Here is a 13,387-nt window from a genome sequence, read left to right as displayed (position 1 = left end):
CGACCACTTTAGCGGGCCAGGGCCAGATAGTCCAGGAGCCTCCCCAGGTCAAAGGGGTCCGGAACCCGGTAGGGGCCCACGAAGGCGGAGGGGGTTCCCCTTAGCCCCAGGCGGAGGGCCAAGGCCCGCTCCGCCTCCACCCGGGCGGCCACCTGGGGGTCCTTGAGGCAGGCGGCGAAGGCCTGCGGGTCCAGGGAAAGGGTGCGGGCCAGGCCCAGGTAGTCCCCAAGCCGGCCCTGCATCAAGAGGTCGTGGTAGGGCCAGAAGGCGCCTTGCGCCCCGGCGCACTCCGCGGCGATGGCGGCAGGGAGGGCCTGGGGGTGGATCTCCTTTAGGGGGAAGTGGCGGTAGCTGATCCGAAGCTCCCCCTTGAGGGCCCGGGGTTTCAGCTGGGGGAGCACCTCGCGGGCCAGGCGCTGGCAGAAGGGGCACTGGAAGTCCGAGAAGATGCGGAGCACAGGGCCCCTTTCCCCCAGCACCCAGCGGTCCTCGCCCAGGGCCGTTTCCTGGATTTCCCTGGGGCCTATCCGGGCCCGCAGGGGTTCCGTGAGCGCAAGGTCCAGGAGAAAGGCCTCTCCCAGGCTCAGGCTGACCCGTTGCCCTTTGAGGTTCCCGGCGTTCTTGGCCATCCACTCCTGAAGAGGGGCGGCGAAGGCCATGCCCGTGGCCCTCTCCGCCAACCGGCCCAGGAAGGCGGCGTCCAGGGGCCCGGTGTAGCCCACCGCCAGGAGGCGGCCATTTTTCTCCTCCACCTGGAGCTGGCTTCCCGGAGGGGGTAGGATGCCCTGGAGAAAGCCCCCCGCCGGCTTGCCGATCTGGGCCAAGCCCGCCCCCATGAGGAGGAGAAGGGCCCAGCTCCTCATACCTTGAAAAACCCCTCCACCGGGAGGACAAAGACCACCGCCCCCCCCACCTGCACCTCCACCGGCTGCGCCAGGAAGGGGTCAGGGGCCTCGGAGAGGGGGAAGCCCCTGGTGACCAGGCGGGTGCGGGTGCGGCATTTTTCCCGGATGAGCTCGAGGACCTCGGGGACCCTATCGTCCTCCACCCCGATCAGCAAGGTGGTGTTGCCCTCCCGCAAGAAGCCGCCGGTGGAGGCCAGCTTGGTGGACTGAAGGCCCCGCTCCAGAAGGGCCTTGGTGAGGCCTGGGGCGTCCGTATCCTGCACGATGGCCACGATGAGCTTCATTGGCCCTCATTGTACACTGGGGGGCTTGCAGGTGCCCCAAAAAAGCTTTGGCCATGCTTATTCCCTGCCTCTTCGTCACGGGCGAAGTCCGCATCTGGCGGCAAGCCCCACCTAGGCTTGCTGCAGGAGGCCGTGCCACTCCTGTAGGCTTCTGGCCTCGGGTGCCCTTTCCCGGGCCTTCAGGATGGCCTTTAGGCTCCACCAGGCACCCTCCAGGGTGGTGATGAAGGGAAGCCCCTTCTCCACGGCCCGCCTCAGCTCGGGATGGGGGGTGGGGCAGATGAGGAGGTCGTAGGCTTCCTGGGAGAGGGTGAAGCCGGCCTCCAGGTAGGCTTGGCGCACCTCCGCCAGCCTGGCCCGTTCCCCTTCGGGAAGCCCTTCCTCCAGGAAGCGGACCCTCCCGGAGAGGGGAAGCCTTTGGCCCGCCCCCAGTTGCGCCTTGTAGTAGGCCAGGTAAGGGTCCTGGTCCAGGCCCATGCTCTCCCCGGTGGAGCGCATCTCGGGGCCCAGGACCGGGATCACCCCCGGGAATTTGAGCCAGGGGATGACCACCTCCTTCACCGCATAGTAGGGAGGGACGGGGTCCAGGTCCCGCACCCCCAGTTCCCGCAGGCTTTTGCCCACGGCGATGAGGGCGGCCAGCTTGGCCAGGGGGATGCCGATGGCCTTGGAGACGAAGGGCACGGTGCGGCTGGCCCGGGGGTTGGCCTCGAGGATATACACCTCCTCCCCCAGGACCGCATACTGCACGTTGAGAAGCCCCTTTACCCCCAGGGCCAGGGCCAGCTTCCGGGTGTAGGCCCGCACCCTCTCCAAGGCGGTGGGGGAGAGGTGCACGGGGGGCAGCACCGTGGCGGAGTCCCCGGAGTGCACCCCGGCCCGCTCCACGTGCTCCATGATCCCGGCGATCAGCACCTCTTCCCCGTCGGAAAGGGCGTCCACATCCAGCTCCAGGGCCCCTTCCAGGTACCGGTCCAGGAGGATGGAGGGTTTGTCCTGCAAGGGCTCGTAGACCTCCTCCAGGTACCGCTTCAGTTCCCCCCGGCTCTTTAGCACCCGCATGGCCCGGCCCCCCAGCACGTAGCTGGGCCGGGCCAGGAGGGGGAAGCCCACCTCCTCGGCAAGCCTCAAGGCCTCCTCGGGGGTGGCCGCCACCCGGCCCTCGGGCTGAGGGATGCCCAGGTTCTGGCAAAGCCGGTTGAACTCTTGGCGGTCCTCCGCCTTGTGGATGGCGGCGAAGGGGGTGCCGAGAAGCCGTACCCCAGCCTCTTCCAGGCCCTTGGCCAGCTTCAGGGGGGTCTGGCCGCCCAGGGTGGCGATGACCCCGAGGGGCTTCTCGTGCTCCACCAGGTTCAGGACGTCCTCCAGGGTCAGGGGCTCAAAGTAGAGGCGGTCGGCGGTGTCGTAGTCGGTGGAAACCGTCTCGGGGTTGGAGTTCACCATGATGGTCTCGTACCCCGCCTCCTTGAGGGCCCAAACCGCATGCACCGTGGCGTAGTCAAACTCCACCCCCTGGCCGATCCTTATGGGCCCCGAGCCCAGGATCACCACCTTGGGCTTCTGGGTGGGCCAGACCTCGTCCTCCAGCTCGTAGGTGGAGTAGTGGTAAGGGGTGTAGGCCTCAAACTCCGCGGCGCAGGTGTCCACGGTCTTGTAGACGGGGGTTACCCCCAGGGCCTTCCGCTCCTGGCGGATTTCCTGCTCCCCCTTGCCCAGGAGCTCGCCCATGCGGGCGTCGGGGAGGCCCAGGCCCTTGTAGAAGCGCCACTCCTCCCGGTCCGCGGGAGGGTTGGCCTGGAGCCAGGCCTCGGCCTGCACGATTTCCTGGATCTGGTGGAGAAACCAGGGGTCAATGCGGGTGGCCTGGTGGAGGTCCTCTATGGGCATGCCCCGCCGCAGGAGTTCCATGACCGCATAGATGCGGTCGGGGTTCGGGTAGAGCTTTTTCTCCAGATCCCCCGTGCGCACCTGGGCCAGGGCCCTCACGTCCCGCTCCAGGCCCCTTAGGGCCTTCATGAGGGCCTCCTTGAAGGTGCGGCCGATGGCCATCACCTCCCCCACGGACCGCATCTGGGTGCCCAGCTCGTCCTTGAGTTCCCCCAGGGTGTTGGGGAGGTCCCTGAACTTCTCAAAGGCAAAGCGGGGGATCTTCACCACCACGTAGTCAATGGTGGGTTCAAAGGAGGCCGGGGTCTTGCGGGTGATGTCGTTGGGGAGCTCGTCCAAGCGGTAGCCCACCGCCAGAAGGGCCGCGATCTTGGCGATGGGGAAGCCCGTGGCCTTGGAGGCCAAGGCGCTGGAGCGGGAGACCCGGGGGTTCATCTCGATGACCACCTGGCGGCCCGTCTTGGGGTCCACGGCGAACTGGATGTTGGAGCCCCCGGTGTCCACCCCGATCTCCCGGATCACCGCCCTGGCGGCGTCCCGCATCCTTTGGTATTCCACATCGGAAAGGGTTTGGGCTGGCGCCACGGTGATGGAGTCCCCGGTGTGGACCCCCATGGGGTCCACGTTTTCGATGCTGGTGATGATGACCACGGTGTCCGCATGGTCCCGCATCACCTCCAGCTCAAACTCCTTCCAGCCCAAAACCGATTCCTCCACCAAGGCGGTGTGCACCGGGGAGAGGAGGAGCCCCCGGCCCAGGACCTCCTTGAGCTCCGCCTCGTTGCGGGCGATGCCGCCCCCGGTGCCTCCCAGGGTGAAGGAGGGGCGGACCACCACGGGGTAGCCCACCTCCCGGGCGAAGTGGAGGCCCTCCTCCACGCTGGACACCATCTCCCCTCGAGGCACCTCGAGGCCGATCTTCCGCATGGCCTTTTGGAACTCTTCCCGGTCCTCGCCCTTCCTTATGGCCTCCGCCTTGGCCCCGATGAGCTCCACCCCATAGCGGGCCAGGATGCCCTCCTCGTGGAGGGCCATGGAGAGGTTTAAGGCGGTTTGGCCTCCTAAGGTGGGCAGGAGGGCGTCGGGGCGCTCCTTGGCGATCACCCTTTCCAGGTACTCCAGGGTCAGGGGTTCCAGGTAGGTGCGCTCGGCCAGCTCGGGGTCGGTCATGATGGTGGCGGGGTTGGAGTTGACCAGGATGGCCTCGTACCCCGCCCCCCTTAGGGCCTTCACCGCCTGGGTGCCCGAGTAGTCAAACTCCGCGGCCTGGCCAATGGTGATGGGCCCGGAACCGATGATGAGGATTTTCTTCAGGTCTCTTCTCGGCGGCATCGCGTACCCAATGGGCGAGGATAACATATTTGCCCCGGGTTGTGGGAGGAGCCCCCCGCTTCTTATGCAGAACTCCCGGGATGTTTTGCATAACTTTGCGCAAGGCCCTCGAGGCCCCGCCTGATCCTGGTACAATCAGGGGTATGCGGAGGGTCAAACCCCAGGACCTGCCCGCCCTCTTGGACCAGGGGGTGAAGGTGGTGGACGTCCGCCCCGCGGATAAGCGTCGCACCCCCCTGCCCTTTGCGGCGGAGTGGGTGCCCTTGGAGAAGATCCAGTCGGGGGAGCACCGCCTGCCCAGGGTTCCCCTCCTCCTGGTGTGCGAGAAGGGGCTTATCAGCCAGGTGGCGGCCTTGTACCTGGAGGCGGAAGGGTATGAGGCCATGAGCCTCGAGGGGGGGCTTCAGGCCTTGACGGAGGGTACCTAGCTCCTTAGAATGGCGGATGCTGAGCGTGGTGAGCGTAGCTCAGCTGGTCAGAGCACCGGACTGTGGATCCGGGGGTCGTGGGTTCAAGTCCCATCGCTCACCCCAACACCACCACCCCGCAAGGGGTGGTATTTTAAGGGGGGGCCTCGCCCTCCTTGCGCGAGGATGGCGGAACCGGTAGACGCGCCGGACTTAGGATCCGGTGGGGTAACCCGTGCGGGTTCAAGTCCCGCTCCTCGCACCACCTGGGCGGGGCCCCCTTGTTAGTGAGGTGAGGCGTGGCGGAGATCCTGGAGCGTTCCGGTTACTTGGTGAAGGTCCGCGTGGAGGTGCCCGCGGAGGAGGTTAGGCGGCGCTACGAGGACCTGCTCAGGGACGTGGCCAAGCGGGTGAGGATCCCGGGTTTCCGCCCGGGCAAGGCGCCCCTGAAGGTGGTGGAGGCCCGCTTGGGCCGCGAGGAGCTTTTGGAGGACCTCAAGGAGCGGTTGGTGGAGACCACCTACCCTGAGGCCGTGCGGGAGCTGGGCCTTCTGCCGGTGGCCGCCCGGGTGGTGGAGCAGGAGCTCACCGAGGGGGAGGGCTTCCGCTACGTGGCCGAGGTGGAGAACTACCCGGAGGTGAAGCTCCCCGACTGGCGGGGCTTTGAACTCCAGGTGGCCGCCCCCGAGGTCACGGAGGAGATGGTGGATAAGGCCCTGGAGGAGCTCCGCCACCGCTACGCCGAACTCGTTCCCGTGGATCGGGAGGCCCAGGAAAAGGACCACGTTTTCGTGCGCACCGAGGAGGGGGCGGAGTTCCCCATTGACCTCTCCAAGGCCCTGCCCCATGTGCGGGAGGCCCTTTTGGGCAGGCGGGCCGGAGAGGTGGTCATGGTCCCGGTATTGAACGAGAAGGGGGAGAAGGTGCGGGAGGTGCGCACGGAGGTCCTGGAGGTGAAGACCCTCGAGCTCCCCGAGCTGGATGAGGAGTTCGCCAAGACCCTGGAGGCGGAAAGCCTGGAGGAGCTGAGGGCAAAGGTGCGCGAAAGCCTCAAGCGCCAGGCGGAGCGGGAGTACCAGGAGGCGCGGGAGCGGGCCTTCTTGGAGAAGTTGGCCGAGGGGCTGGAGGCGGAGATCCCCCCTTCCATGCTGGAGGCGGAGGAACGCCACCTCCTCGAGCACCTGGCGGAGGACCTGGCCGCCCAGGGGATCCCCCTCGAGGCCTACCTCAAGGCCCTGGAGGAGAAAGGGGAGTTGGCCAAGTTCTGGGAGGACCTGAGGCAGGAGGTCCTCAAGCGGGTGAGGCGCTCCTTGGCCAAGGAGCGTTTGGCGGAGGAGCTCAAGCCCGAGGTCACCGAGGAGGAATGGGAGGCTTACCTCCAGGCGGTGGCCCGGTCCTACGGGGTCTCCCTGCAGGAGCTGAGGCGGGAGTTTGGGGAAAGGGGTTTAGCCCGCCTGAGGGCGGCTTACCTTCAGGACAAGGCCGTCAAGGAGGCCTTGTCTAAGCTCTTGTAGGTGCGCCATGGTGGCCCAGGGGGGTTTTCCCCCTGGGCCTGCCGCTACAATGAGGACTGGTATGGTCATACCCTACGTCATAGAGCAGACCGCCCGCGGCGAGCGGGTCTACGACATCTACTCCCGGCTACTCAAGGATCGCATCATCTTCCTGGGAACCCCCATAGACTCCCAGGTGGCCAATACCATCGTGGCCCAGCTGCTTTTCCTGGATGCCCAGAACCCCAATCAGGAGATCCGCCTCTACATCAACTCCCCCGGGGGCGAGGTGGATGCCGGGCTGGCCATCTACGACACCATGCAGTTCGTAAGGGCCCCGGTCTCCACCATCGTCATCGGCATGGCGGCCAGCATGGCCGCGGTGATCCTGGCCGCCGGGGAGAAGGGCCGGCGTTACGCCCTGCCCCACTCCAAGGTCATGATCCATCAGCCCTGGGGCGGGGTGCGGGGTACGGCCAGCGACATCGCCATCCAGGCCCAGGAGATCTTGAAGGCCAAGAAGCTTTTGAACGAGATCCTGGCCAAGCACACCGGCCAGCCCCTGGAGAAGGTGGAGAAGGACACCGACCGGGACTACTACCTTTCCGCCCAGGAGGCCTTGGAGTACGGCCTGATCGACCAGGTGGTGACCCGTGAGGAAGCCTAGACCTCACTGCAGCTTTTGCGGTCTGCGCCCTCCGGAAACGGGGCGGCTTTTGGAAAGCCCCATCGCCGAGGTCTACATCTGCGAGGACTGCGTGGAGCGGGCCCAGGAACTCCTGCGCCAGGAGAAGCGGGGGCCCAAGGGGCCCACGCGCCTTCCCAGGCCCCAGGAGATCAAGGCCCATCTGGACCAGTACGTGGTGGGGCAGGAGGCGGCCAAGAGGGCCTTGAGCGTGGCCGTCTACAACCACTACAAGCGCCTCCTCCACCCGGAGGCGGAGATCGGCAAGGCCAACATCCTCCTCATCGGGCCCACGGGCACGGGCAAGACCCTACTGGCGGAAACCCTGGCCCGCTTCTTGGACGTGCCCTTCGCCATCGCCGACGCCACCACCCTGACCGAGGCGGGCTACGTGGGCGAGGACGTGGAGAACGTCATCCTCCGCCTCCTGCAGAACGCGGACTTTGACGTGGAGCGGGCGGAGATGGGCATCGTCTACATTGACGAGATCGACAAGATCGCCCGGAAGTCGGAAAACCCCTCCTTGACCCGGGATGTTTCCGGGGAAGGTGTGCAGCAGGCCCTTCTGAAGATCATTGAGGGGACCATCGCCAACGTGCCTCCCCAGGGGGGGCGCAAGCACCCGCACCAGGAGTTCATCCCGGTGAACACCAAGAACATCCTCTTCATCCTGGGCGGGGCCTTTGAGGGCCTGGAGAACATCGTCAAGGCCCGCACCGAGCGCACCACCATCGGCTTCACCCGCACCCAGAGCAAGGAGGAGCCCCTGGAGGTCATCCCCGAGGACCTGGTGAAGTTCGGCATGATCCCCGAGTTTGTGGGCCGGGCCCCCCTCATCGTCCAGCTCCACCCCCTCACGGAGGACGACCTGGTGCGCATCCTCACCGAGCCCAAAAACGCCTTGGTGAAACAGTACCAGGAGCTTTTGCGCATGGAGGGGATTGAGCTTCGCTTCACCCAGGCGGCCCTGAAGGAGATCGCCCGCAGGGCCCTGAAGCGGGGCACCGGGGCGCGGGGCCTGAGGGCCATCCTGGAGAAGACCATGGTGGACCTGATGTTTGAGGCCCCGGGAAGCGGGGTGAGGGAACTGGTCCTGGACCTTCCCCACCTAGACCAGCCCCTGAAGGCCCTCGAGGAGGCCAAGCTCCGCCAGGCTTCCTAAGGGCCCCGTCGTGGCGCAAGCCACGAGGGGGGCCCCTAGAAAGGCTTTGGGCATCGCCCTTCTTCCCGCCCGTTGCGGCAACCTCCATGCCTCGGCACCGAGGCCCTCATCCCCCGCCCAGGCGGGCCACCAGCTCCTCCTTCAGGGCAAAGAGCCTTTCCGTGAGGGAAACGTGGTAAATGTGGGGGTTCACCAGGCGGCGCACCCCGGGGTCCAGGCGCTCCACGTCCCTTCGCCGCCTTTCCTGGAGGACTTCCAGGGGTAGCGGCGGGAAGAGGCGCTTTCCCCGGTAGGCCTCCTCCAGGAGGGGCTCGAGGGTGAACTCCCCGGGGCGGAGGGTGCGGCGCTTGGTGGGGTCCGTGGGGTGGCGGAGAGAAAGGGGTTGGTTCTCCCGGACCTCCTCGTCAAAGGTGGCCAGGAGGTCGGCGGTGGCCAGGCCCCGATGGTCGTATACCCGGTAGACCCTCTTGTGCCCCGGGTTCAGCACCTTTTCCAAGGAGTCCGAGATCTTGATGGCCGGGGCCCAGGTGCCGTTTTCCCGGATGGCCACCAGCTTGTAGACCCCCCCTAGGGCCGGGGAGCCCCAGGAAACCACCATGCGGGTCCCCACCCCGTAGACCAGGCGCTTGAGGAGGCGGTCGGGGTCCACCCCGTACCGGGGGGCTTCCTCCTGGATCTGGCTCTTGATCTGCCAGATGACCAGCTCGTCCAGATCCCCGGAAAGGACGATGAGGGTTTCCGGGAAGCCCGCCTTGTCCAACTCCCTGGCCACCTGGATGGAAAGGTAGGCCAGGTCCCCGGAGTCGATGCGCACCCCCACCGGCTTGTGCCCCTTGCGCCGCAACCGCTCAAAGACCCGTAGGGCGTTGGGAAGGCCCGAGTCCAAGGTGTCCACGGTGTCCAAAAGGAGGATGGTGTCGTCGGGGAAGACCTCGGCGAAGGCCTGGAAGGCCTCCTCCTCGGAATGCCCCAGGGCCAAGAAGGCCTGGACCATGCTGTGGGCGTGGGTCCCGGAGGAGGGAAGCCCCAGGAGGTGGGAGAGGCTCACGGCGCTGCTGCGGTTGGCCCCCCCGATGAGGCTTGCCCGGGTGGCGGCCTCCCCACCCTTCGCGGGGGCGCGGCGGAGGCCGAACTCCAGCACCAGCGCCTCCCCCGCCGCTTCCCGCACCCGGCTGGCCTTGGTGGCGATGAGGGTCTCGTAGTTGATGCGGTTCAAAAGGGCGGTTTCCAGGAGCTGGGCCTGGAGGAGGGGGCCCTCCACGCTGATGAGGGGCACCTGGGGGTGGGCCACCCGCCCCTCGGGGAGGGCCCGGAGGGTGAGGCCCGAGAAGCCCCCCATCTCCCGCAGGTAGCGGAGGTAGTCCTCGCCGAAAAGGGGCTTGCCGCTTCGGCTTTTGAGGGCGCGGAGGGCGGCGATCTCCTCTTCGCCGAAGCGGGCCCCTTCCATCCAGGAGAGGAGGGGGTCCAGGCCGGCGAAAACGGTGTAGCCCGCCTGGTGGGCCCCATAGTCCGGGTTTTTGCGGTAGAAGGCCTCAAAGAGGGCCTCCCTCTCGTGGAGGCCGAGCCTAAAGTAAACCTGGCCCATGGTGAGCTGGTAAAGGTCGGTGTAGAGGATGCCGAAGGGGTCCATGGGCCTAGCATAGCCCCCCTCTTTTGGCTACACTAGCGGGATATGGTGGAGGTCCACACCTGTAGCCCCGGCTGCCGCCACCACCTGGGGGGGGCGGGTTGGGGGGAGGCCCCCTTGGTGCGGCTTGGGTACAACAAGGAGGCCAGGGCGGAAAAGTTCCCCTACCTGAAGGCCCTTATGCAAAGACCTTTGGTCTTTGACGGGGCCATGGGCACCGAGTTGCAAAAGAGGGAACTCTCCCCGGAGGATTACGGCGGGGAGGCGTATTTTGGTTGCCCTGAGGTGCTGAACCGCACCCGCCCGGAGGTGGTCCAGGAGATCCACCGGGCCTACCTCGAGGCCGGCGCCGAGGTCATCGAGACCAACACCTTCGGCTGCCTGCGCCACGTCCTGGCGGAGTACGGCCTGGAAGGGGAGGCGGAGGCGCTGGCCTACTTGGGGGCGAGGATCGCCCGGGAGGCGGCGGACCCCTACGGGGCCTTCGTGGCCGGGGCCTTGGGGCCGGGCACCAAGCTCATCTCCCTGGGCCAGATCTCCTGGGACGAGCTCTTCGCCGCCTACAAGGAGGCGGTGCGGGGGCTTCTCAAGGGCGGGGTGGACCTCATCCTCCTGGAGACCGCCCAGGACATCTTGCAGGTGCGCTGTGCCGTTTTGGCAGCCCGGGAGGCCATGGCGGAGGTGGGCCGGGAGGTGCCCTTGCAGGTGCAGGTGACCATGGAGGCCACGGGCACCATGCTGGTGGGCACGGACGAGGGGGCGGCCTTGGCCGCCCTGGAGAGCCTGCCCATCGACGTGGTGGGCATGAACTGCGCCACCGGCCCCGACCTCATGGACGCCAAGATCCGCTACTTCGCCGAGAACAGCACCCGCTTCGTGAGCTGCCTGCCCAATGCGGGCCTGCCTCGGAACGAGGGGGGGAGGGTGGTCTATGACCTCACCCCGGAGGAGCTCGCCCGCTGGCACCTGAAGTTCGTCACCGAGTACGGGGTGAACGCCGTGGGGGGGTGTTGCGGTACGGGGCCGGAGCACATCCGCAAGGTGGCGGAGGCCCTAAGGGGAAAGCCGGCCCCCCCGCGGCCTAGGGTTTTCCCACCCCAGGTGGCTTCCTTGTACCAGGCGGTTTCCCTGCGCCAGGAGGCGAGCCTTTTCCTTGTAGGGGAGCGCCTGAACGCCACCGGGAGCAAGCGCTTCCGGGAGATGCTCTTTGCCCGGGATTTGGAGGGGATCCTCTCCCTGGCCCGCGAGCAGGTGGAGGAGGGAGCCCACGCCCTGGACCTCTCCGTGGCCTGGACGGGGCGGGACGAGCTTGAAGACCTGGCTTGGCTCCTTCCCCACCTGGCCACCGCGGTCACCGTGCCCTTCATGGTGGACTCCACCTCCCCTGAGGCCATGGAACTTGCCCTTAAGCACCTCCCCGGCAGGCTCCTCCTGAACTCCGCCAACCTGGAGGACGGCCTGGAGAAGTTTGACCGGGTGGCCTCCTTGGCCAAGGCCCACGGGGCGGCCTTGGTGGTCCTCACCATTGACGAAAGGGGTATGGCCAAGACCCGGGAGGAGAAGGTCAGGGTGGCCCTGCGCATGTACGAGCGCCTCACCCTGCACCACGGCTTCCGCCCCGAGGACCTCCTCTTTGACCTCCTCACCTTCCCCATCACCCAAGGGGATGAGGAAAGCCGCCCCTTGGCCAAGGAGACCCTTTTGGCCATGGAGGAGCTACGGGAAAGGCTCCCGGGGGTGGGGTTCATCCTGGGGGTTTCCAACGTCTCCTTCGGGCTCAAACCCCGGGCCCGGCGGGTGCTCAACTCGGTGTTCCTGGACGAGGCCCGCAAGCGGGGTCTTACCGCCGCCATCGTGGATGCGGGCAAGATCCTGCCCATTTCCCAGATCCCCGAGGAGGCCTATGCCCTCGCCCTAGACCTCATCCACGACCGGAGAGGGGAGGGCTACGACCCCCTCTTCGCCTTCATGGCCTACTTTGAGACCCACCAGGGGGAGTTTGCCGCCAAGGAGGACGCCTTCTTGGCCCTGCCCCTTTTGGAGAGGCTGAAGCGCCGGGTGGTGGAGGGGAGGAAAGGGGGCTTGGAGGCGGATCTGGAGGAGGCCCTGAGGGCCGGTCACAAGCCCTTGGACCTCATCAACGGCCCCCTCCTTGCCGGCATGAAGGAGGTGGGGGAGCTCTTTGGGGCGGGAAAGATGCAACTGCCCTTCGTCCTTCAGGCCGCCGAGGTGATGAAGCGGGCCGTGGCCTTCCTGGAGCCCCACATGGAGCGGCGGGGCGAGGGCCGGGGGAAGATGGTTTTGGCCACGGTCAAGGGGGATGTCCACGACATCGGCAAGAACCTGGTGGACATCATCCTCACCAACAACGGCTACCAGGTGATCAACCTGGGCATCAAGGTGCCCATCGAGGAGATCCTGAAGGCGGTGGAGGCGCACCGGCCCCATGCGGTGGGCATGTCCGGCCTTCTGGTCAAGAGCACCGTGGTCATGAAGGAAAACCTGGAGTACATGCGGGATAGGGGGTATACCCTGCCCGTGATCCTTGGGGGGGCGGCCCTCACCCGGGCTTACGTGGAGGAGCTTAAGGCCATTTACCCCAACGTTTACTACGCCGAGGATGCCTTTGAGGGCCTTAGGCTCATGGAGGCCATCGTTGGCGGGGAGGCCTCCCCGGTCCCGAAGGGGGCGCAAAGGTCCCGGCCGGAGGCCCCCAGGGGGGTGGCCCGCTCCCAACCCGTGGGGGAAGCCCCCGCGGTCCCCCGCCCTCCCTTCTTCGGGGTGCGGGTGGAGGAGGGGTTGGACCTGGCCACCATCGCCCATTACGTGAACAAACTGGCCCTTTTCCGCGGCCAGTGGGGGTATAGCCGCAAGGGGATGAGCCGGGAGGCGTGGCAGGCCCTGGTGGAGCGGGAGGCGGAGCCCGTATTCCGCAGGCTTCTCAAGGAGGCCCTGGAGGAAGGGTGGCTCAGGCCCAAGGTGCTCTACGGCTTCTTCCCCGTGGCCCGGGAGGGGGAGGAGGTTTGGGTGTTCTCCCCCGAAACCGGGGAGGTTTTGGAGCGCTTCGCCTTCCCTCGGCAGAGGGGCGGGGGCCTGAGCCTGGTGGATTACTTCCGCCCCCGCTTTGCCCCTCCCTTGGGGGACGAGGAGGGGTGGCTTCCTGCCTACGAAGCGGGGGCCAGGGACGTCCTGGGGGTGCAGCTCGTTACCATGGGGGAGGAGCCTTCTAAGAAGGCCAAGGCGCTTTTTGAGGCCGGGGCCTACCAGGAGTACCTTTTCGTGCACGGGTTCAGCGTGGAGATGACCGAGGCCTTGGCGGAATACTGGCACAAGCGGATGCGGCAGATGTGGGGCATTGCCGGCAAGGACGCCACCGAGATCCGCAAGCTTTTCCAGCAGGGCTACCAGGGGGCCCGCTACTCCTTCGGCTACCCCGCCTGCCCCGACCTGGCCGACCAGGCCAAGCTGGACCGGCTCATGGACTTCTCCCGCATCGGGGTGCGCCTCACGGAGAACTTCCAGCTGGACCCGGAGCACAGCACCAGCGCCCTCGTGGTCCACCACCCGGAGGCCCGGTACTTCAGCGTGGACTAAGACCCCACGGG

Annotated in this window: 9 protein-coding genes and 2 tRNA genes; 7 read left to right on the top strand and 4 right to left on the bottom strand. The window is 66.8% G+C overall.

What is annotated here, in order from left to right; translation table 11 throughout:
* Nucleotides 1-8: 8 nt before the first annotated feature.
* The 3 genes from BS74_RS06175 to carB all read right to left on the bottom strand — a co-directional run bounded on the left by BS74_RS06175 (nt 9) and on the right by carB (nt 4,408).
* On the bottom strand, nt 9-863 hold the full coding sequence (locus BS74_RS06175; protein WP_038057024.1) for a DsbA family protein: 855 nt from the start codon (nt 861-863) through the stop codon (nt 9-11).
* On the bottom strand, nt 860-1,189 hold the full coding sequence (locus BS74_RS06170) for a cyclic-di-AMP receptor (RefSeq protein WP_038057023.1): 330 nt from the start codon (nt 1,187-1,189) through the stop codon (nt 860-862). Before BS74_RS06170 ends, BS74_RS06175 begins: the two co-directional genes overlap by 4 nt.
* Before the next feature lie 111 nt (nt 1,190-1,300).
* Nucleotides 1,301-4,408, bottom strand: a complete 3,108-nt coding sequence (carB, locus tag BS74_RS06165; protein WP_038057021.1) for a carbamoyl-phosphate synthase large subunit — start codon at nt 4,406-4,408, stop codon at nt 1,301-1,303.
* Between the two features lie 143 nt (nt 4,409-4,551).
* Between carB and BS74_RS06160 the strand changes: the two genes are divergently transcribed.
* The 6 genes from BS74_RS06160 to clpX all read left to right on the top strand — a co-directional run bounded on the left by BS74_RS06160 (nt 4,552) and on the right by clpX (nt 8,155).
* The gene (locus BS74_RS06160; RefSeq protein WP_038057018.1) at nt 4,552-4,836 is read left to right on the top strand and encodes a rhodanese-like domain-containing protein; all 285 of its coding nucleotides are present in this window, start codon (nt 4,552-4,554) and stop codon (nt 4,834-4,836) included.
* A 28-nt stretch (nt 4,837-4,864) separates the two neighbouring features.
* Nucleotides 4,865-4,941, top strand: a tRNA-His gene (locus BS74_RS06155).
* A gap of 54 nt (nt 4,942-4,995) precedes the next feature.
* Nucleotides 4,996-5,080 (top strand) — tRNA-Leu (locus BS74_RS06150).
* Between the two features lie 34 nt (nt 5,081-5,114).
* On the top strand, nt 5,115-6,329 hold the full coding sequence (gene tig, locus BS74_RS06145) for a trigger factor (RefSeq protein WP_038057016.1): 1,215 nt from the start codon (nt 5,115-5,117) through the stop codon (nt 6,327-6,329).
* A gap of 61 nt (nt 6,330-6,390) precedes the next feature.
* The gene (gene clpP / locus BS74_RS06140; RefSeq protein WP_038057014.1) at nt 6,391-6,975 is read left to right on the top strand and encodes an ATP-dependent Clp endopeptidase proteolytic subunit ClpP; all 585 of its coding nucleotides are present in this window, start codon (nt 6,391-6,393) and stop codon (nt 6,973-6,975) included.
* On the top strand, nt 6,962-8,155 hold the full coding sequence (clpX, locus tag BS74_RS06135) for an ATP-dependent Clp protease ATP-binding subunit ClpX (protein ID WP_038057011.1): 1,194 nt from the start codon (nt 6,962-6,964) through the stop codon (nt 8,153-8,155). The genes clpP and clpX overlap by 14 nt, the downstream gene beginning before the upstream one ends.
* Before the next feature lie 106 nt (nt 8,156-8,261).
* Here the strand turns inward: clpX and BS74_RS06130 are convergent, their stop codons facing one another.
* On the bottom strand, nt 8,262-9,785 hold the full coding sequence (locus tag BS74_RS06130) for a nicotinate phosphoribosyltransferase (protein ID WP_038057009.1): 1,524 nt from the start codon (nt 9,783-9,785) through the stop codon (nt 8,262-8,264).
* 42 nt (nt 9,786-9,827) lie between these two features.
* On the opposite strand from BS74_RS06130, the gene metH reads away from it, so the two are divergent.
* On the top strand, nt 9,828-13,376 hold the full coding sequence (gene metH / locus BS74_RS06125) for a methionine synthase (RefSeq protein ID WP_038057007.1): 3,549 nt from the start codon (nt 9,828-9,830) through the stop codon (nt 13,374-13,376).
* Nucleotides 13,377-13,387 lie beyond the last annotated feature (11 nt).

The organism is Thermus amyloliquefaciens (assembly GCF_000744885.1).
In the GTDB taxonomy this organism is placed as follows: domain Bacteria; phylum Deinococcota; class Deinococci; order Deinococcales; family Thermaceae; genus Thermus; species Thermus amyloliquefaciens.
The sequence above is the reverse complement of the archived record's forward strand: the minus strand, read 5'-3'. Positions and strand labels throughout refer to the sequence as shown.